The following is an 18,206-nucleotide window of genomic DNA, read 5'->3' as shown; positions in this document are numbered from 1 at the left end:
TCACGAATCTGACGCGCTGTACACACGAGGAATAAGCCGATGGAAAAGCACGCGAAGTATCAGCGCCTGATCGAGTTCTGCCAGACGCTGCCGGCGATGCCGACAGCGGTCGCGCACCCGTGCGACCAGAGTTCGCTGCAGGGCGCCGTCGAAGCGGCGAGCATGGGCCTGATCGAGCCGGTTCTAGTCGGGCCGCGCGTCCGTATCGAAGCGATCGCCGCCGAGCACGGCATCGACATCTCGGACTTCACGATCGTCGATGCAGCGCATAGCCATGCCGCTGCCGCTGTAGCCGTACAACTGGTGCGCGAAGGCAAGGCCGAGGCCATGATGAAGGGCAGCCTGCACACCGACGAGCTGATGGCCGAGGTGATTCGCCGTGACACCGGCCTGCGCACCGAGCGGCGCATCAGCCATTGCTTCGTGATGGACGTGCCCGCGTACGAGAACGCGCTGATCATCAGCGACGCCGCGATCAACATCGCGCCGACGCTCGAAGAAAAGGTCGACATCCTGCAGAACGCGATCGATCTCGGCCACGCGCTGAAATTTGAAGAAGTCCGCGTGGCGATTCTGTCCGCGACCGAGAGCGTCAATCCGAAGATTCCATCGACGGTGGAAGCGGCGGCGTTGTGCAAGATGGTGGACCGCGGGCAGATCACCGGCGGGCTCGTCGACGGTCCGCTTGCACTCGACAACGCGATCAGCCTCGAAGCCATGCGCATCAAGAAGATCGAGTCGCGGGTGGCGGGACGCGCCAATGTACTGGTGGTGCCGGACCTCGAAGCGGGCAACATGCTGGCGAAAAGCCTGTCGTTTTTGGCAGGCGCGGACGCGGCGGGCATCGTGCTAGGCGCGCGCGTGCCGATCATTCTGACGAGCCGCGCGGATTCGCTGTCCACGCGTCTCGCGTCGTGCGCGGTCGCCGCACTGGTGGCGAAGGCAAGGCGCGAGGCCGCCAAGGTAGTCGGGTGACGCCATGTCGGATGTGATCCTCGTATTGAACGCAGGCTCGTCTAGCCTCAAGTTCCGAGCCTTCGACGCGCAACACGCGCAACTCGAGCTGATTCTGCGCGGCCAGATCGAAGCGCTTTACACGAACCCGCGTTTTCGCGCGACCGATCGCGACGGCAACGTCAGCTCGCACGAATGGGGCGACGGCCATCGCCTCGGCCATCAGGGCGCGATCGAATATCTGGGCGGCTTCTTGCGCGAGCACGGAAGCGGCAATCAACTGAAGGCGGTCGGGCATCGTGTCGTGCATGGCGGACAGCGCTTTGTCGGCCCCGTCCTCGTGACCCCCGAGGTCATCGACCAGTTGGACAGCCTGAGCCCGCTCGCGCCGCTCCATCAGCCGCATAACCTCGCGCCGATCCGCATCCTTGCGCAACTGCGTCCCGACCTTCCACAGGTCGCGTGCTTCGACACCACGTTTCATCGCACGCAGACCGAGACCGCCCAGGCCTATGCGCTGCCGCCGTCGATTACCGACCACGGCGTGCGGCGCTACGGCTTTCACGGGCTTTCGTACGAATACATCGCGAGCGTGTTGCCGCAGATCGCACCGGACGCGGCGGCGGGGCGCACCGTGGTCGCGCATCTGGGCAACGGCGCGAGCATGTGCGCGATGGTCGCGGGCAAGAGCGTGGCCAGCACGATGGGCTTCACGGCGGTGGAAGGCCTGCCGATGGGCACGCGTTGCGGCAGCCTCGACCCCGGCGTGATTCTTTATCTGCTCGACGAGCTGAAAATGGATTCGCAGGCGATCGCGGACCTGATTTACAAGGGCTCGGGGCTGCTCGGCCTGTCGGGCATCGGGGGCGACATGCGCGTGCTGCTCGACAGCGACGACCCGCGCGCGCGCTTTGCGATCGACGTCTACACCTACCGCATCGGGCGAGAACTCGGCAGTCTCGCGGCGGCGATGCAAGGTATCGACGCGCTGGTGCTGACGGCCGGCATCGGCGAGCACGCGGTCGCGATCCGCGAGCGCATCGTGCGCGACGCCGCGTGGCTCGGCGCCGAACTCGACGACGCGGCCAATCGGGCGAACGGGTCGCTGATCACGACCGCTTCGAGCAAGCTGGCGGTCTGGGTCGTGCCCACCAACGAGGAACTGATGATTGCCCGTCACACGCGCGCTATCGCCCCATAGAGGAGTTTCATCATGTCTGTCGAGCAACCGCGTTTGATTCTCGAAGGTGCGAAGGCCCTCGTGACCGGCGTCGCCAACGAGCATTCGATTGCCTATGGATGCGCGAAGGCGTTTCGCGAGCTCGGCGCGAGCGTCGCGCTCACCTATGCGAACGACAAGGCGCTTCCTTATGTGGAACCGATCGCCAAAGCACTCGATGCCGAGATCTTCATGCCGCTCGACGTAACGGGCGAGGACGAAATGGAGGCCGTGTTCGACCGGATCGAGAAAACATGGGGGGAGCTCGACATTCTCGTTCACGCCGTTGCATGGGCGCCCAAAGCGGATCTGCAGAGCGGCTTGCTGCAATCGTCGCGCGAGGGCTTCCTGAGCGCGATCGACATCTCCTGCCATTCGTTCGTGCGGATGGCGCGCCTCGCCGCGCCGCTGATGAAAGACGGCGGCACCATGCTGACGATGAGCTACTACGGCGCGAACAAGGTGGTGCCGAATTACAACCTGATGGGCCCCGTCAAGGCGGCGCTCGAAGCCTGCGCGCGCTATCTGGCGTTCGAGCTGGGACCGAGGGGCATCCGCGTGCACGCGATTTCTCCCGGACCGCTGCAGACTCGCGCCGCTTCGGGCCTGAGGGATTTCGAGCTGCTGCTCAACGAAGCGGTGCAGCGCGCGCCGCTCGGCGAACTGGTCGACATCATGGACGTCGGCTATACCTGTGCGTTTCTGGCCACGCCGTATGCGCGGCGAGTGTCCGGTTCCACCTTGTATATCGACGGCGGATTGAACATCGTCGCTTAGGGTCTGGAGGAGTAAGCATCATGGCTGAACTGTTTCTTGGAAACGTCGAGGAAAGCGTCTCCGACGAAGAGATCGGCGAGTTCCTGATTCGCTACGGATTCCCGCGCTTCAGTTCGATCCAGCGGGTGCCCGGTACGGGTTCGCGTCCGGGTGCGGTGGTCGTCTTCGACGACGTGCCCACGGACGGGCTGCGCATACTGCAAAGCCGCGTGCATAACCTGTTCTGGAAGAACCACACGATCGTCGCGCAACTGCTGCCGGAGCGCGACGAGTCGTAACGGGCGACGGGAGCCGGAGATGGGTCTGTTGTCGTGGCTGACGAAGCGCAGCGCTGCCCCGGAGAGCGACGATCAGCAGGCGCAGGAAATCGTCGAGCGAATCGTCGGGCTCTGTCCGTCGTTGCGGCTCGCGCGCAACTATGCGTCGCGCCTGCGGCCCGCCGTGCAACACACGCTCGCCTATCTGGACCGGCTCGCCGATGAAGTGCCGCCCGTGCGCGAGGCGAGCGCGGCGGCGTGGGCGACCGACCCATACATCCACGCCTTTTTCGCCACACCCGACGACGTCTGCCCGGTCTTCAACCGCTCCCACGAGCTGAATCAGTTCTTCAACGACCATCCCGTTGCCGATCCGGTATTCGCGGTGCTCGGTATGGCCTTCGACGAGCGGCGCGTTTTCGGCGTCGGCCAACGAGGCGAGACGACCCAGACCGACCTCGCGCAGACGACCCTCAACTTCAGCGATCACCAGGTGCGCGTGTGTGGCGAGTCCGAAGCCGCGTTGCGGCATGAAATCTTGTTGCGGATCGTCGATCAGCTCGTGCTCGAAGGCCTCCGCAAGATCGAGGCCGAGACGTCGCGGCAGGACGAATTGGAACGTGAAAGGGCGCTGCTGAAAACGCGTCTGACGATTCTCGAACGGCAAGGAGCGGGCGTGCGCTCGCTGCTGGGTAGCGACGCGTCGTCGAATTACGCGGAGGTGGCGAAGCTGCAGGCGCAGATCGAAGAGAACGATCAGGCTCTAGCGCAACTGGGCCTGAAGACCGAGGCGCTGGAGCGGCATCTCGACGTGATGTGCGGTGTGCTGCAGGCGCCGGACGCGCATGTCTACGTGCGCAAGAGCAAATACCGGCTCGACAGGATGAACGTCGTCGTGGAAGACGGCGATACACGGCCCGCGCACGAAATTGAGTTTCGCCTTGCGCATCTGCCGGCAAGTCCCAATGCGATGCGGGTTTTCTCGACGGTGCGTTTCCGACGCGCTGATTTTTCGCCGCTCTTCAGCGACCTCGCGCAAGCGCACCGCCTGCTCTGATGCGAGCCATGCTCGCTATTTGACCGTGACCGGTGCCGCCGTCTGACCGAACCCCGTATTCGCGACACACACGAGCGCCGCCGCGACGATCAGTTTGCGGTTAATCATTCTGTTCCCCTTGTGTGGTCAATTGACGGTGTAACCCCGGCCCGACATGCATGCGGCGAAAGCGCGATTGAACGTGTCCATCGCGCCCTGCGTTTGCGCCTGCGAATTCGCCGCGGCGGCGCGCCGGTTCTGCCGCGCGCGCGATCCACCGACCATCGTGCCGGTCGCCGCGCCGATCGCCGCGCCCTTGCCGGCGTCTCCCGCAATCGCGCCGATGATTGCGCCGCCGGCCGCGCCGCGCGCCGCGCCCTGCACGCGCTCGCCGCCTCCCACCGCGGGGCCGGAAGGCGGGGGCGGGGCGTTGGCGACCTGGGTCGGATCGATGCCGGTATTGTTCTTCGCCCACGCATAGCAGGCCCCTTCGTCCTGCTGCTGTTGCTGCGGGCTTTGCCCTCTGGCCGGATACGCTATCGGCCTCGATTGCGCGATGCCTTCGAGCGATAGCGACGCCGTCAACGCAGCAATAACGGCATATTTCGTCGATTTGTTCACGACAGCTCCTTGCGTGGGCACACGCGGATGCGAGTCGCCGGCTGCCTGTCGGTTCAGGCGTGAGGGCGCAACCGGCACCCGTGAATGGGAATTCTGATGGGACCGGTTGCCGCGCGGTGGATGCGCAGCAATGGCAGGTTCGCTTTCATCATGGCGTCGCGGGCTTGTTTGGCGCAATCGGACCAAGGTCGTATTTGCAATATCGTTTGTGATTTCCAAACTGTATTCATGCAACAGGTGCAGGTCGTTTCCATTGCTTCGGAGAACTGTCTGTCGAAAATTATGGCCGTGGACTGCCGCGTAGCGATGCAGCCTGAGGCCGCTGACGAAGCGCAAGGGGAAGCATCGATGGACCGCGATTCGCGTGCGCGCGCACGCACCATCCCGTTTGCAACGGCGCTCGACGACGAGCCGAGGCGCGCGCGACGCGTCAGCCATGTGCTGGGTGCCGCGCTTCTGGCGTGCTGCGGCGCGTTCTCCACTGCGGTGTCGCTGGCGCAGGCGCCGGCCGCGAACGCCCCGGCGAACGCGGCCAACGCGCCCATTCCCGCGGCGACGCTCGACAAGCTCGTCGGGCCGATCGCGCTGTATCCGGACGACCTGATCGCGATCATCCTGCCTGCGTCCACCTATCCGGTGGAAATCGTGCAGGCCGACCGGTTTCTCGACCAGTACAAGAACAACAAGTCGCTGAAGCTCAACGACGCGTGGCACGATCCGATAAAGGCGCTGCTGAATTACCCCGACATCGTCAAGAACATGAGCACCGATCTCGACTGGACGATCGATCTCGGCGAGGCCGTCGTCGCCGATCAGGGCTCGGTGCTCGAAGCGATTCAGCGCTTCCGGCGCCAAACGCAGTCGGCGGGGCATCTGAAATCCGACGACAAGCAGGTCGTGGTCGTCGAGAAGGAAGTGATCAAGATCCAGCCGGCCGATCCGCAGGTGATCTACGTGCCGCAGTACAACCCGCAGACCGTCGTGGTGGCCAGTGCACCCGTGACCTACGCGTATGCGCCCACGCCATATCCGGCCTACTACTATCCGTACGCGCCCGGCGCCGCGCTCGCGACGGGGCTGATCTGGGGCGCGGCGATTACCGCCGCCTGGAACGGCGGGCACTATGAAACGCATTACGGGGGCGGCGGCAACAACAACATCAACATCAACCGCGAAAGAAACGTCGAGCGCGGCGATAGAACTGTTAACCGGGGCGATAGGAACGTCGAGCGCGGCAATATCAACACCGGCAATGTCAACACCGGCGACATCAACCGCGGCGGCGGTCGCGGGCAGGGAGGCGGTACCTCCGCATGGACCCCGGACAAGAAGCCGGGCCAGGTCAGCGGTATCTCGGATCGTTCGGCGCGCACGCAGCGGGTCGGCGATCCGCCGTCGCGCGGCGGCGGCGCGGGTGCGGGTGCGGGCGGTGGGTTGGCAGGCGGCAACCGCGGCGGAGCGGGCGGCGTTGCCGGCGCGAACTTTGCGGGTGGCGGCGCAGGCGGTGCTGGCGGCGGTGCGGGCGCCAACTTCGCAGGGGGCGGCGCTGGCGCGCAAGGGCGGCCGCAGCCGTCCCAGCGTCCGACGGCGTCGACGGGCGCGCGCGGCGGCGATGCGTTCAGCGGCTACGGCTCGGCGCGCGACGCGCAGGCCAATAGCGCGCGCGGCGCGGCGAGCCGCCAGTCGGCGGCGCGTGGCGGCGGTGGCGGCGGCGGATTTTCCGGCGGCGGGCGTGGCGGTGGCGGATTCACGCCGCGGGCCGGTGGTGGCGGCCGCGGCGGCGGACGGCGATAAGGAGATGGTATGGACGGGCAGAGCATCACCGGAAAGCGCGCACGCGACGTTTCGCGGCGACGCGTGACCTCATCGCGGCGGCTGTGCGCGATGGTGCTCGCGCTGTCGGTTCCAATGGCGGCGTTCGCCGCAGGGCAGCGCACTTTCGCCACCCCGGAAGACGCGGTCGCCGCGCTGTCCAGCGCGCTGAAGACCGACGACGAAGCGTCGCTCGTCGCGATCTTCGGCGAAACGCACAAGAGCCTCGTGGTCTCGCCGGATCAGGCGGAGAACGAGGCGAACTGGGCCAAGGCGAGCAAGGAGCTGGACGCCTATCACTTGCTCGACGACAGGGGACCGAACCGGCGGATTCTGCTGGTCGGCGACGAGGCGTGGCCGATGCCGATACCGATCGTCAAGGACGGCGGCGGCTGGCGCTTCGCGACCGAAGAGGGCGAAGAAGAATTGATCAATCGACGCATCGGCTCCAACGAACTCGCAGCGATCAGGGTGCTGGAGGCTTATCTCGACGCGCAGCGCCAATATGCGTCGCGCGACCGCAACCACGACGGCCTGCACGAATACGCGCAGAAGCTGGCCAGCACGCCGGGCAAGCAGGACGGTCTCTACTGGCATACCGACGAAAACAGCGACGAAGAGGAAAGTCCGTTCGGCCCGCTCGTCGCCGCCAGCTCCGAATATCTGAAAGGCCACGCGGCGGGCGATCCTTACCGGGGCTACCAGTTCCAGATCCTGACGCGGCAGGGCAAGAACGCGCCGGGCGGCGCGTTCAGCTACGTAATCAACGGGCACATGATCGCGGGGTTCGCGATGGTCGCTTATCCGGCGCAGTACGGCAAGAGCGGCGTGATGACCTTCGTGGTGAGCAACAACGGCGTGATCTACCAGAAGGACCGTGGCCCGCATGCGCCGCCGGTGACCGAATTCAACCCGGATCACACGTGGCAGCGCGTCAAGGATTCGCTCTGAACCGCTCGGGGTCGGCAGTAGCCATGCCCGCGCCGCGCGCCCGTGCTTCCGTCGGCTCCGCTTTCGTACTCGAGGCGCTACGTTGAACCACCCACCTGGCGTCACCGGCCTCGCGTCAGCCACGCCACCCGCGCGCGGGTGGCGCTCCGCGTTTCCGCCCGCGCAATGGCTGCGAAGCTATCAGCCGCGCTGGCTCGCGAAAGACGCGGTCGCCGGCGTGACGCTCGCGGCCTATGGCATTCCGGTATCGCTCGCGTATGCGTCGCTCGCCGGCGTGCCGCCGCAATACGGCATCTACGGCTATCTGGTGGGCGGCCTCTGTTACGCGCTGTTCGGTTCGTCGCGCCAGCTCGCGGTCGGCCCGACCTCGGCGATCTCGATGCTGGTCGGCGTGACGGTTGCGACGATGGCCGACGGTGATCCGGCGCGCTGGGCTTCGATCGCCGCGCTCACGTCGGTGCTGATCGCGTGCATGTGCGTGATCGGCTGGCTGCTGCGCCTAAGTTCGCTCGTCAGCTTCATCAGCGAGACGATTCTGCTCGGCTTCAAGGCGGGCGCCGCGCTGACGATCGCGATGACCCAGTTGCCGAAGCTGTTCGGCGTGAAAGGCGGCGGCGAATTTTTCTTCGAACGGATTGCCGTGCTGTGGGGGCAGCTTCCGCTGACCAATGTCAGCGTGTTCGCCTTCGGTCTCGTTTGCATCGCGTTGCTGCTGCTCGGCGAAAAGCTTCTGCCGGGGCGTCCGGTGGCGCTCGCCGTGGTCGCTGCGTCGATCGTCGCGCTGTCCGTCACGTCGCTGGCCAGCCGCGGCTTTACGCTGGTGGGTGCGCTGCCTCAGGGCTTGCCTGAATTCCGTCTGCCGGGGCTGCGGGTAAGCGATGTCGATGGCATCATCCCGCTCGCGTTCGCGTGCCTGTTGCTCTCCTATGTCGAGAGCGTGTCGGCCGCGCGCGCGCTCGCGCAGGCACATGGTGACGAGATCGACGCCCGCCAGGAATTGCTCGGTCTCGGCGCGGCCAATCTTGCCGCGGGATTGTTCCAGGCGTTTCCGGTCGCGGGCGGGCTGTCGCAATCGTCGGTGAACGACAAGGCCGGCGCGAAAAGCCCGCTGGCGCTGGTCTTCGCGTCGCTGGCGATCGGCTTCTGTCTGATGTTCCTCACCGGACTGCTCGCGAATCTGCCCAACGTCGTGCTGGCGGCGATCGTGCTCGTGGCCGTGAAAGGCCTCGTCGATGTCCGCGAATTGCGTCATGTATGGCGCGTGAGCCGCTTCGAATTCGCGATTTCGATGGTGGCGTTCGCGGCGGTGCTGCTGTTGGGCATCCTGAAGGGCGTGATCGTCGCGGTGCTGGTGTCGATGCTGCTGATCATCCGCCGCGCCGCGCATCCGCATGTCGCGATGCTCGGGCGTATTCCCGGCACGCGCTATTTCTCCGATCTCGAACGTCATGCCGAGAACGAGACGATTGCACATGTGCTGGCGGTGCGGGTCGAGGCGTCGCTGCTGTACTTCAACGTCGAGCACGTACGCGAGACGATCTGGCGCATGATCCGCGCCGCTCCCGAGCCGGTGCGGCTCGTGATCTGCGATCTGTCGGCGTCGCCGGTCGTCGATCTGGCGGGCGCGCGCATGCTCAAGGCGATGCACGTCGCGCTGCAGGCGGCGGGCACCGGGATGAAGGTCGTCGGCGCTCACGCGGACGTGCGCGACCTGCTGCGCGCCGAGGGGCTCGAGGTTCGTGTCGGCCACATCAGCCGACGCGGCTCGGTGGCCGACCTCGTCGACGCATTCCAGCAAAACGGCGATCTCGCGGACGAAGCGGGTCGCGGATGATCTCGAGGAGAAAACCAAATGTCACGTCAATTGCTTCCTGGCGCGCGCGCGCTCACACACGACGCCGTGCACTCCCTCACGATCACGCAGTGGTTGACGGCAGCGGCGCTGCTCGCCAGCCCCGTCTTGTGCCATGCAGCGAACCTGAACTTTCTGAAAGACACGCCCGTCACCTACATGCACGAAGCCGACCGTAAAGCGCTCAACGATGCGGCGCAAAAGGCGCTCGATACGAAAAAGGATGGCGAATCGTACGAGTGGAGCAATGCGGGCACCGGCAATTCCGTTTCGATCACGGGCACGGTGACGCCGCAGGATACGACGAAGGACGGCGATCGAACCTGCCGGACCGCGACGCTGACCGCGGTTGCGAAAGGACAGACCCAAACCTGGACGCCGATCGTCTGCAAAACCGGCGATGGACCGTGGAAGGTACTGAAGAGATAAGCACCTGCGCGTCGCTCGATACGAACCATTTGCGCTGTTGATGCATAATTTGCCCAGCGTTTCGCGGCTCATGCACAAGGCAGACACATGGAACACTCTTACGCTAACGACGATACCGGCAATCTGATCCTGCTCGAACACGTCAACCTGAAAATCCCCAACCAGATTCTCGCGACCGCCTTCTACGTCACCGGCCTCGGGCTCACGCGCGATCCGTTCGTGATGACTGGGGTCGAGAATATGTGGATCAACATCGGCCGCTCGCAGATTCACTTGCCGCACGGGGCGGCGCAACGTTTGCGCGGCAGTGTCGGTCTTGTGGTGGGCGAACTCGACGCGCTGGTGAAGCGTTTGCGCTCGGTCGAGCCGCTGCTCGCCGGCACCGGGTTCGGCTGGACGGAGCGCGCAGGCAGTGTCGAAGTGACGTGTCCATGGGGCAATCGCTACGAGTGCCTCGATCCCGTCGATCGATCCGCGTCGGCTCCGTGGTCGCAAATCGATCTGGGCATCGCGTTCGTGAAGATGGATGTGCCGGTCGGCAGCGCGCTGCCTATCGCGCGCTTTTACCGCGATATGTTCGATGCGCCCGTCGACATCGAAGAGAAGCATGGCTTGCACCGCGCGATCATCGACATCGGCACGCATCAGCAACTGCTGTATGCGGAGACAACCGAGCCCGTTCCTGAATACGACGGGCACCACATCGCCATTTACACGGCGGCTTTTTCGGAGCCGTTCAGGCGGCTCGCCGAAAAAGGCCTCGTGTATGGAGAGGAGCCGCATCAATACCGGTTTGCCGACCTCGTCGATCTGGCGTCCGGGCAGCGTTGCTTCAGGCTCGAGCACGAAGTGCGCAGCCTGCATCACCCGCTTTACGCGCGACCTCTGGTAAACCGCAATCCGGAACAGACCGACCGGAACTATCTGCAGGGCGCCGATTGGCGCGGCGGGCGGTTCTGATCGGCTCAATGAGCGGTCTATTCAGTGGAAAAACTCATGAGCGTATTCGGAGACAAGATCGACTGCCATTGCCACGTGTTCGATCCGACTGCGGCGGCAGATCCCGTGGGAAACGCCGCAACGTAGGTGAAAACGATGACCAGGGCGGCAGTGACTGGCGACAACGGTGCGCGCCGATCGCTTGCCACTCCTTAACGCTTTACTCTAGAAAATCCACAACACATCGGCTACCCTTAATCGAGCCGGTTTGCCGCGGACCCGTGCATCACTTCCCCCCTCTGCGAAGCCGACCCGTCCTGACAGAGCTGAACAACGATTCGAAGCCGTACGCTTTTGTTGTCTGCGAGGGTTGCGCCACCGTGTTTTTTCACGCTGTCGTCCGCGTGGATCCATGTCGCACTCCTGCGCTGCAATTCATAGGAATGTAAAAAGCTAGGAGACGCTCATGCCATTCAACCGTATTCAGGGAATTGTCGGCCTGCCACTGCTCGCCATCGCGTTCGGCTTGCCCGTGGCTCATGCCGCCGACGAAGTACAGAACAGCGCGACCACCACCGCCGCGCCGGTGCCATCGACGCTTCAGCCCGTCACCCAGGATCAGCTCGATCGCGCCGGCAGCATGACGGCGGTCTGGCTGCATTCGAACGGCTCGTATGCGCAGACGCGCTATTACCCGGGCTCGCAGATCAACAGGACGAACGTCGCGAAGCTCAAACCGGTGTTCATCTTCCAGACGGCTGTCAACGAATCGATGGAAACGGCGCCGATCGTGAAGGATGGCGTGATGTTCCTGACCACGTCGTTCAATCATGTGTACGCGATCGATGCGAAGACGGGCAAGGAGTACTGGCATTACAAGCACAAGATGGGTCCGGTCACGACGTTCTGTTGCGGACCCAACAACCGTGGCGTCGCGATTTCGGGTGACCGGCTCTATATGGGCACGCTCGACTCCAAGCTCGTCGCGCTCGACGCCAAAACCGGCAACGTGCTGTGGCAAACCCAGATCGCCGATCCCGACCAGGGCTACTCGGAAACGATGGCGCCGGCGGTCGTCGACGGCAAGGTGCTGATCGGCACGAACGGCGGCGAGTACGGCATTCGCGGCTTCGTGAAGGCGTACGACGCGAATTCCGGCCAGTTGCTGTGGACTTTCTACACGATTCCCGAAACCGGCCAGGAAGGCGTGTGGGCGACCAAAGACGCGACCGGCCGCGACGAGAAGCGCGACATCGACGCAGAGAAGAAGCAGCTGGCCGACAAGGGCGGCGACTTCTACAAGACGCTCGGCGGCGGCGTGTGGATGACGCCGGCGATCGACCGGAAAACGAACACGGTGTACTTCATGGTCGGCAACCCGTCGCCGGACCTGTATGGCGCGATCCGGCCGGGAGACAACCTCTATACGGACTCGCTCGTCGCGATCGATCTCGACACCGGCAAGTACAAATGGCACTACCAGTACGTGCCGCACGACGTCTGGGACCTCGACGCGGTGAGCCCGCCGGTGCTGATCGACGTGCGCGACAACGACGGCAAGATGATCCCCGGCATCGTGCATGCGGGCAAGACCGGTCACGTGTACGTGCATGATCGTGCGACCGGCCGTCTGATCCGCTTCTCGCAGGCGATGATTCCGCAGGAAAACATGTGGACGCTGCCGACCGCGGCCGGCGCGCGCATGTTGCCGGGCGCGAACGGCGGCGTCGAATGGTCCCCGATCGCGTTCGATCCGCAGACGCGTCTCGTCTACGCGGCCAACCTGCATCAGCCGATGACGTACCAGGTCGAGGACGCCGCCTATCCGGGCGGCAGCAAGCTGTGGCTCGGCGGCGCGTTCAAGGTGATCCCGTCCGAGGCGCAATGGGGCAAGCTGTCGGCCGTCAACGTCGACACCGGCAAGGTCGCGTGGGACTACAAGACCGACCAGCCGCTGATCGGCGGCGTACTCGCGACGGCGGGCGGCCTTGTGTTCAACGGCGAGGGCAACGGCCTGTTCCGGGCGTTCGATGCCGCAAACGGCAAGAAGCTGTGGGAGTTCCAGTGCGGCGCGGGCGTCAACGCGCCGGCCGTGTCGTACACGCTCGACGGCAAGCAATACGTGGCGGTCGCGGCGGGCGGCAATACGCAGCTCGACTACAAGCGCGGCAATAGCGTCATCGTGTTCGCGGTGCCATGAGGGGGCCGGCGCCGCGGGGAGCGCCGGGTGGGGCGCGCGCTGCATGGGCGGCGCTGCTGTGCGGCGGATTGATCGCCGCATGGCTGCCGTCGGGCGCGCGCGCCGACGCCGAGGCGGGCAAGGCGAAAGCGCAGGTGTGCGTGGCCTGTCACGGACCGATGGGCAATTCGACCAATCCGGACTATCCGATTCTGGCCGGCCAAACCGCGCGCTATATATATCTGGAACTGAAGGACTTCAAGCAGGGACGGCGCAGCGATCCGCGCATGTCGCCGATGGCGGCGAACCTGTCGGCCGAGGACATGCAGGACCTCGCCGACTACTTCGCCGCGCAGAAGCCCATATCGGTGCAGTTCAAAGCGGATGGCGCGAGCATAGAAGCGGGCAGCAAGAAGGCCGCCGAGGTGTTGTGCACGATGTGCCACCTGGGCGGTTTTTCCGGGCAGAACGAGATTCCGCGCGTCGCGGGCCAGCATTATCAGTACATCGTCAAGGAGTTGCAGGACTTTCGCTCGCACACGCGCACCAACGATGCGGGCAACATGACCAGCGTGACGCGTAATCTGACCGACGACGACATCCATCATCTGGCCGCCTATATCAACAATCTGCAGTAGCGGGGGGAGAGACGATGACAGACATGATCACTCGGTCACTTGTGGCCGCCGTTCTGCTCGCCGCCGCGTTCGGCGCTTGCGTGCCGGCGCTCGCGCAGGACCAGGGGGAAATCAACCGCCAACTGCTCGCGGCCGCGAAGGACGACGATCAGCAGTCGGTCGTCGCGGCGCTGCAGCGCGGCGCGTCGGTCGATGCGTTGAACCGGATCGGCGACACCGCGCTCGTCACCGCGTGCAAGAAGGGCGATACGGCGATGGCGCGCACGCTGATCGAGCGCGGCGCGAACGTCCAGCATGCGAACGCGCCGGGCGATACACCGCTGATGGCCGCCGCCTACGGCGGCTTCGACGAGATCGTCGCGCTGCTGCTCGCGCATGGCGCCGATCCGCTCGCGACCGATCGCGTCGGCAAGACCGCGATGGAATACGCGGCGGGCGAGGGGCACACGAAGGTCGTCGGTCAATTGCTCGATGCCGGCGTCGACGTGAACCGGACCTACAAGAACGATCTGACCGCGCTGATGTGGGCGGCCGGCTACGATCGCGCGGAGACTGCCCAGCTGTTGCTCGCGCGCGGCGCGAACCGGTCGTTGAAGGACAACCGTGGAATGACGGCGAAAGACATCGCGGTACAGACGAAGTCGGCGCGGGTCGCGGGGTTGTTGTCGGCGAGTTAGCGGCTGGAATCAAGCGCGCAATGCCGGCCGCGCTTGCGCCAGAATCGCCGGCAACGCCTCGAACGAATCGATCAGCGCGTCGCAACGCGGCATGTCGGCGCCGCTCGCGCTGCCATAGCCATAGCTGACGATAAAGACCGGTAGACCGGCCGCGCGCGCCGCCGCGACATCGACCGATGAATCGCCGACCAGCACGCAACGTTCGGGCTCGGCGTCGAGCAGCCGGCACGCGTGCCAAAGCGGTTCGGGCGACGGCTTCATGCTCGCCACGGTGTCGCCCGCGACCAGCCCGTCCAGATGAGCGGCGAGCCCCGTTTTGTCGAGCAGCGCCGCCGCCAGCGCCTGCGGCTTGTTGGTCACGCACGCGCAGCGGTACCCGTGCTGCCGCAACGCGTGCAGCCCGGCCATCACGCCGGGATATACCCGACCCAGCTCCGCGTTGGTCACCGCGTAATGCCGCTCGAATACGTGCTGCGCGTGCTCCAGTTCGACATGCTGGCCGAGGCCCGCCGCGTTCAGCGAGCGTTGCACGAGCTTGCGCACGCCGTTGCCGATGAAGCCGGTCACCATGCCTGACGGCAGCGGCTCGGCGCCGAAGTCTTTCAGCATCAGGCCGGTGGCCGCGACGATGTCCGGCGCGGTATCGACCATCGTGCCATCCAGATCGATCAGGACAGCGTGGTAGCCGCGGTTCATCGCCATGACGCGCTCGCGTTCGCGTTCGCCTGGTCCGCGTTCAGTGCGCCGCGCGCGGCCGAATCGGGACGCCGCGTGGCGTCTTCATGCCAGCGACGCAGTGTCGCCAGATCCACCCAGCGATGCCATTCGCCGTGCACCATCGGAACGATCGGCGCATGCGGATCGCCGAGATGAGGCAACACGGCCAGCGCGCCGTCGAAGTCCTCATGCGCGGTAAAAGTGCTCGGCGTGACGACGACCGGCACGCGCGCGGCGCGCGCCGCGAGCAACCCATTGTGCGAGTCCTCGAAGGCGAGGCAGGCTGCGGGCTGCAAGCCGAGCTGTTCGAGCACGTGTCGATAGACGTCGGGGGCGGGCTTTTTCGCCGGCGTGGTGCCGGCGTCGCCGATCGCCGCGAAGCGATGGCGCCAGCTGGCGCCGAAATGCGCGTGCAATAGCGCGTCGAGGTTGGCGGGCGTCGTGGTCGTCGCGATCGCCACGCGCAGGCCGGCCTCGTTCGCCTCGTCGATCAGACGCGCGATGCCGGGTCGCAGCGGCACGCCGCGCTCGCGCACGCGCTCGGTGTAGTGGCGCGTCTTCAGTGCGTGCAGCGCGTCGACGGCCTCTCGCGCTCGCGGGCCCGCGGCTTCCTCGCACGCGACCGTGCGCCAGTAATGCAGCAGACGCTCCTTGCCGCCCGCCACTTTCAGCAAGCCCGAATAGAGCGCTTCGTCCCAGAACCAGTCGAGGCCCGCTTCCGCAAACGCGGCGTTGAACGCTTGCAGATGAGCGGTCTCGGTGTCGGCGAGCGTGCCGTCGACGTCGAAGATAAGGGCTTGCATCGTGCGGTCCTCGCGAGGGTGGGGTGCCGTTCAGACACGCACCACGATAGCCGAGCCATCCGCCGACTCAAATTCAGAGATTCTTTCGCCGTCGATAAGCATTGCATTATGTGCCGACGAGCACGCCGCAACATGCGCGCCGCGCCGCGTCATTTGCCCAGCTGCGGATCGGTCACGAAGCCCAGCTTCGTCAGCCCGCCGCTTTGCGCCGCCGACATCACGATCGCGACCCGCTCGTACGGCACCTTGCGATCGGCGCGCAAATGCAGCTCCGGCTGCGGCGTCGCGAGGGCGGCCTGCGCGATGCGCGCGCGCAAGCCGTCGTCGGTCACGGGCTGACCGTCCCACAGCACCGCGCCGTCCGCTTGCACCGCGACGTCCACATGCGCGGGCTTGACCGCTTCCGGCTGACTGCTCGCATGCGGCAGATCGATCCTGACCGCGTGTTGCAGCGCCGGAATGGTGACGAGAAAAATGATCAGCAGGACCAGCATCACATCGACGAGCGGCGTCATGTTGATCTCGTTCATCAGACCTTGATCGTCGTCGTCGGAGAAAGGGCTCATTGCCATTCGAGGTCTCCGTCGCGAGTTGCGTTCGTCGCGTTGGTGCCGCGCGGTACCACGCGCATCTGCGGGCCGGCGCTCGACGGCAATTGCGCACCGGTCACGAAGTACGCATGCAAGCCGTGCGCGAAGCGCTTCAGGCGCGCGACGATCGAGCGGTTCGCGCGCGTCAGTCCGTTGTAGCCGAGCACGGCCGGTATCGCGACGAAGAGCCCGAACGCCGTCATGATCAGCGACTCGCCGACCGGGCCGGCGACATGATCGATCGACGTCTGACCGGTCTCGCCGATCACGATCAGTGCATGGTAGATGCCCCATACGGTGCCGAACAGCCCAACGAAAGGCGCAGTGCTGCCGATCGAAGCAAGAATTGCGAGGCCGCTTTGCAGACGTGCGATCGTTTCGTCCATCGTGTCCTGCAGACGCCGGGTGATCCAGTCGGACACATCGATGCGGTCGTGCAACTGCTGCTGCGTCTGCCGATGATGCGTCGCGGCTTCATGGCCCGCCAGCGCGAGCGCGAGCAGCGGATTGTCGTGCGGGCTCGAATCCGGGTAGCCGAGGGCGTGCAGCCCGTCGTCGAAGCGGTCCGCGCTCCAGAAGCGCGCGTCGCTCTGGCTGGTCACGCGCCTGAGGCGGACCACCTGCCACAGCTTCACGATGATCACCGTCCACGACAGCACCGACATGATGACGAGCACACACAGAATGCCGCGCGTGACGAAATCACCCGAATCCCAGACGTTTGCGAGTCCGTAATGTTGCATGGCGAGTTCCTTCGGTTGGTGTCGGTGGTCTGTTTGGCGGTTCGGTTACATCGGTTCGGTCACTCGGTCACTCGGTCAGTCCGAATACGAACGACTGCGAATACGCGGCGCGCACCGGCGTGCCGTTTTCGGTGTAGGGCTGGCAGGCACCCGCATGCACGGCGGCGAGCGCCGCGTCGTCGAGCCGAGCCGAGCCGCTGCTGGATTGCAATTGCGCTGTTTCGATATGCCCGCTCAGACCGACGACGAAGCGCACGATCGCCGTGCCATGCTCGCCGCGCCGCTTCGCGACGTCGGGATAGTCGGGCTTCGGAATCGAGCAGTCGACATGCGCCACGTTGCGCGGCTCGGTCGACGCGGGCGCCGCCGGATGAGCGGCGGGAGCGGATGCCGCCGACGGCGCGGCGGCCGTTGGCGTGGTGGGCACGGCGGCCTGCGGCGCCGCCGATGGCGCGGCGGTTTGCGTGACGGGCTGAGTGGTGCTTTCGCGTGTCGGAGACGGTGTCGGCACAGGCTTTTCCACACTATGCGGCACCTGCGCGCGCGGCTGCGGCGCCGGTTTGGGGTGCACGGCGGGATGCGTGACGGCCGGCGTGGGTGCCGGCGGGGCGATTGCGGCGGGCGGGGGCGGCGCGGGTGATGAAACAACCGGAGCGGGAGGCTCGGGGCTCAGCAGCAACGCGGTGATCGTGCGCGGCTCGGCCGGACGCTCGACGATCCGGTTGCGTGCGCTCAATGCGATGGCAAGCAGCAGCAGGTGCGCGACGATCACGGCGCCCAGCACGATCGCCGCGCGACGGTAGCCGGCCGCGGGATTCGCAGAACTTGCTGGGTGCACCACGGCAACTTGCAGCATCATCGCCACCTCCGTGGTCATTGTCCTCCGTGGACCCCGCTTTTCAAACCCGCGACGGCCGGCGCGAAGCAATTCGGGAAAATCTCCCGCCGATCCGCGTTGTCAAACAATCACCCGGTGGGCTACCTTGAAACGATGACGCGAACCATCGCGGCG

Annotated in this window: 19 protein-coding genes; 13 read left to right on the top strand and 6 right to left on the bottom strand. The window is 65.5% G+C overall.

Features of this window, described 5'->3' with window-relative positions; genetic code table 11:
* Window positions 1–39 precede the first annotated feature (39 nt).
* The 5 genes from AB3X94_RS19645 to AB3X94_RS19625 are packed head-to-tail and all read left to right on the top strand — an operon-like array spanning window position 40 to window position 4,264.
* Window positions 40–975, top strand: a complete 936-nt coding sequence (locus tag AB3X94_RS19645) for a phosphate acetyltransferase (RefSeq protein WP_368612421.1) — start codon at window positions 40–42, stop codon at window positions 973–975.
* A gap of 4 nt (window positions 976–979) precedes the next feature.
* Window positions 980–2,155: an acetate/propionate family kinase gene (locus AB3X94_RS19640; RefSeq protein WP_368612420.1), complete on the top strand. Its 1,176-nt coding sequence runs from the start codon at window positions 980–982 to the stop codon at window positions 2,153–2,155.
* 12 nt (window positions 2,156–2,167) lie between these two features.
* On the top strand, window positions 2,168–2,950 hold the full coding sequence (fabI, locus tag AB3X94_RS19635; RefSeq protein ID WP_176107431.1) for an enoyl-ACP reductase FabI: 783 nt from the start codon (window positions 2,168–2,170) through the stop codon (window positions 2,948–2,950).
* 20 nt (window positions 2,951–2,970) lie between these two features.
* Window positions 2,971–3,228 (top strand): RNA-binding protein, encoded by a 258-nt coding sequence (locus AB3X94_RS19630; protein WP_176107432.1) that lies wholly within the window; start codon window positions 2,971–2,973, stop codon window positions 3,226–3,228.
* Window positions 3,229–3,247: 19 nt separating this feature from the next.
* Complete coding sequence (locus tag AB3X94_RS19625) at window positions 3,248–4,264, top strand: hypothetical protein (RefSeq protein ID WP_368612419.1); 1,017 nt, start codon at window positions 3,248–3,250, stop codon at window positions 4,262–4,264.
* 126 nt (window positions 4,265–4,390) lie between these two features.
* On the opposite strand, the gene AB3X94_RS19620 is transcribed toward AB3X94_RS19625, so the two are convergent.
* On the bottom strand, window positions 4,391–4,864 hold the full coding sequence (locus tag AB3X94_RS19620; protein WP_176107434.1) for a glycine zipper family protein: 474 nt from the start codon (window positions 4,862–4,864) through the stop codon (window positions 4,391–4,393).
* Between the two features lie 348 nt (window positions 4,865–5,212).
* Here AB3X94_RS19620 and AB3X94_RS19615 point away from each other — a divergent pair, with 348 nt between their 5' ends.
* The 8 genes from AB3X94_RS19615 to AB3X94_RS19580 all read left to right on the top strand — a co-directional run bounded on the left by AB3X94_RS19615 (window position 5,213) and on the right by AB3X94_RS19580 (window position 14,341).
* A complete protein-coding gene (locus AB3X94_RS19615) occupies window positions 5,213–6,658 on the top strand; it encodes a DUF3300 domain-containing protein (RefSeq protein ID WP_368612418.1) in 1,446 nt (481 codons plus the stop codon).
* 9 nt (window positions 6,659–6,667) lie between these two features.
* The gene (locus AB3X94_RS19610) at window positions 6,668–7,627 is read left to right on the top strand and encodes a DUF2950 domain-containing protein (RefSeq protein ID WP_368612417.1); all 960 of its coding nucleotides are present in this window, start codon (window positions 6,668–6,670) and stop codon (window positions 7,625–7,627) included.
* 82 nt (window positions 7,628–7,709) lie between these two features.
* The gene (locus tag AB3X94_RS19605) at window positions 7,710–9,461 is read left to right on the top strand and encodes a SulP family inorganic anion transporter (RefSeq protein WP_368612416.1); all 1,752 of its coding nucleotides are present in this window, start codon (window positions 7,710–7,712) and stop codon (window positions 9,459–9,461) included.
* Between the two features lie 18 nt (window positions 9,462–9,479).
* On the top strand, window positions 9,480–9,908 hold the full coding sequence (locus AB3X94_RS19600) for an RT0821/Lpp0805 family surface protein (RefSeq protein ID WP_368612415.1): 429 nt from the start codon (window positions 9,480–9,482) through the stop codon (window positions 9,906–9,908).
* Between the two features lie 87 nt (window positions 9,909–9,995).
* The gene (locus AB3X94_RS19595; RefSeq protein ID WP_176107439.1) at window positions 9,996–10,868 is read left to right on the top strand and encodes a VOC family protein; all 873 of its coding nucleotides are present in this window, start codon (window positions 9,996–9,998) and stop codon (window positions 10,866–10,868) included.
* Between the two features lie 445 nt (window positions 10,869–11,313).
* Window positions 11,314–13,047 carry a PQQ-dependent dehydrogenase, methanol/ethanol family gene (locus AB3X94_RS19590; protein WP_176107440.1) on the top strand — a complete coding sequence of 578 codons (1,734 nt, stop codon included), beginning with the start codon at window positions 11,314–11,316 and terminating at the stop codon, window positions 13,045–13,047.
* The gene (locus tag AB3X94_RS19585; protein WP_368612414.1) at window positions 13,044–13,664 is read left to right on the top strand and encodes a cytochrome c; all 621 of its coding nucleotides are present in this window, start codon (window positions 13,044–13,046) and stop codon (window positions 13,662–13,664) included. The genes AB3X94_RS19590 and AB3X94_RS19585 overlap by 4 nt, the downstream gene beginning before the upstream one ends.
* Before the next feature lie 14 nt (window positions 13,665–13,678).
* The gene (locus AB3X94_RS19580; RefSeq protein WP_368612413.1) at window positions 13,679–14,341 is read left to right on the top strand and encodes an ankyrin repeat domain-containing protein; all 663 of its coding nucleotides are present in this window, start codon (window positions 13,679–13,681) and stop codon (window positions 14,339–14,341) included.
* Between the two features lie 9 nt (window positions 14,342–14,350).
* Here the strand turns inward: AB3X94_RS19580 and gph are convergent, their stop codons facing one another.
* The 5 genes from gph to AB3X94_RS19555 form a co-directional block, all read right to left on the bottom strand.
* Window positions 14,351–15,043 carry a phosphoglycolate phosphatase gene (gph, locus tag AB3X94_RS19575; RefSeq protein WP_368612412.1) on the bottom strand — a complete coding sequence of 231 codons (693 nt, stop codon included), beginning with the start codon at window positions 15,041–15,043 and terminating at the stop codon, window positions 14,351–14,353.
* Complete coding sequence (locus AB3X94_RS19570) at window positions 15,034–15,861, bottom strand: HAD family hydrolase (protein WP_368612411.1); 828 nt, start codon at window positions 15,859–15,861, stop codon at window positions 15,034–15,036. The genes gph and AB3X94_RS19570 overlap by 10 nt, the downstream gene beginning before the upstream one ends.
* Window positions 15,862–16,010: 149 nt before the next feature.
* A complete protein-coding gene (locus tag AB3X94_RS19565) occupies window positions 16,011–16,433 on the bottom strand; it encodes an ExbD/TolR family protein (RefSeq protein ID WP_368612410.1) in 423 nt (140 codons plus the stop codon).
* The gene (locus AB3X94_RS19560; RefSeq protein WP_368612409.1) at window positions 16,424–17,194 is read right to left on the bottom strand and encodes a MotA/TolQ/ExbB proton channel family protein; all 771 of its coding nucleotides are present in this window, start codon (window positions 17,192–17,194) and stop codon (window positions 16,424–16,426) included. Before AB3X94_RS19560 ends, AB3X94_RS19565 begins: the two co-directional genes overlap by 10 nt.
* A 67-nt stretch (window positions 17,195–17,261) precedes the next feature.
* Complete coding sequence (locus AB3X94_RS19555; protein WP_368612408.1) at window positions 17,262–18,053, bottom strand: TonB family protein; 792 nt, start codon at window positions 18,051–18,053, stop codon at window positions 17,262–17,264.
* Between the last annotated feature and the right edge of the window lie 153 nt (window positions 18,054–18,206).

This window comes from Paraburkholderia sp. BR10923 (assembly GCF_040948765.1).
GTDB lineage: Bacteria > Pseudomonadota > Gammaproteobacteria > Burkholderiales > Burkholderiaceae > Paraburkholderia > Paraburkholderia youngii.
The sequence above is the reverse complement of the archived record's forward strand: the minus strand, read 5'-3'. Positions and strand labels throughout refer to the sequence as shown.

Coding starts and splice junctions, on each gene's coding strand:
- AB3X94_RS19580 (WP_368612413.1), top strand. CDS start 13,679: ATGACAGACATGATCACTCGGTCACTTGTGGCCGCCGTTCTGCTCGCC.
- AB3X94_RS19570 (WP_368612411.1), bottom strand. CDS start 15,861: ATGCAAGCCCTTATCTTCGACGTCGACGGCACGCTCGCCGACACCGAG.
- AB3X94_RS19560 (WP_368612409.1), bottom strand. CDS start 17,194: ATGCAACATTACGGACTCGCAAACGTCTGGGATTCGGGTGATTTCGTC.
- gph (WP_368612412.1), bottom strand. CDS start 15,043: ATGGCGATGAACCGCGGCTACCACGCTGTCCTGATCGATCTGGATGGC.
- fabI (WP_176107431.1), top strand. CDS start 2,168: ATGTCTGTCGAGCAACCGCGTTTGATTCTCGAAGGTGCGAAGGCCCTC.
- AB3X94_RS19645 (WP_368612421.1), top strand. CDS start 40: ATGGAAAAGCACGCGAAGTATCAGCGCCTGATCGAGTTCTGCCAGACG.
- AB3X94_RS19600 (WP_368612415.1), top strand. CDS start 9,480: ATGTCACGTCAATTGCTTCCTGGCGCGCGCGCGCTCACACACGACGCC.
- AB3X94_RS19610 (WP_368612417.1), top strand. CDS start 6,668: ATGGACGGGCAGAGCATCACCGGAAAGCGCGCACGCGACGTTTCGCGG.
- AB3X94_RS19565 (WP_368612410.1), bottom strand. CDS start 16,433: ATGGCAATGAGCCCTTTCTCCGACGACGACGATCAAGGTCTGATGAAC.
- AB3X94_RS19630 (WP_176107432.1), top strand. CDS start 2,971: ATGGCTGAACTGTTTCTTGGAAACGTCGAGGAAAGCGTCTCCGACGAA.
- AB3X94_RS19615 (WP_368612418.1), top strand. CDS start 5,213: ATGGACCGCGATTCGCGTGCGCGCGCACGCACCATCCCGTTTGCAACG.
- AB3X94_RS19625 (WP_368612419.1), top strand. CDS start 3,248: ATGGGTCTGTTGTCGTGGCTGACGAAGCGCAGCGCTGCCCCGGAGAGC.
- AB3X94_RS19555 (WP_368612408.1), bottom strand. CDS start 18,053: ATGATGCTGCAAGTTGCCGTGGTGCACCCAGCAAGTTCTGCGAATCCC.
- AB3X94_RS19590 (WP_176107440.1), top strand. CDS start 11,314: ATGCCATTCAACCGTATTCAGGGAATTGTCGGCCTGCCACTGCTCGCC.
- AB3X94_RS19585 (WP_368612414.1), top strand. CDS start 13,044: ATGAGGGGGCCGGCGCCGCGGGGAGCGCCGGGTGGGGCGCGCGCTGCA.
- AB3X94_RS19640 (WP_368612420.1), top strand. CDS start 980: ATGTCGGATGTGATCCTCGTATTGAACGCAGGCTCGTCTAGCCTCAAG.
- AB3X94_RS19595 (WP_176107439.1), top strand. CDS start 9,996: ATGGAACACTCTTACGCTAACGACGATACCGGCAATCTGATCCTGCTC.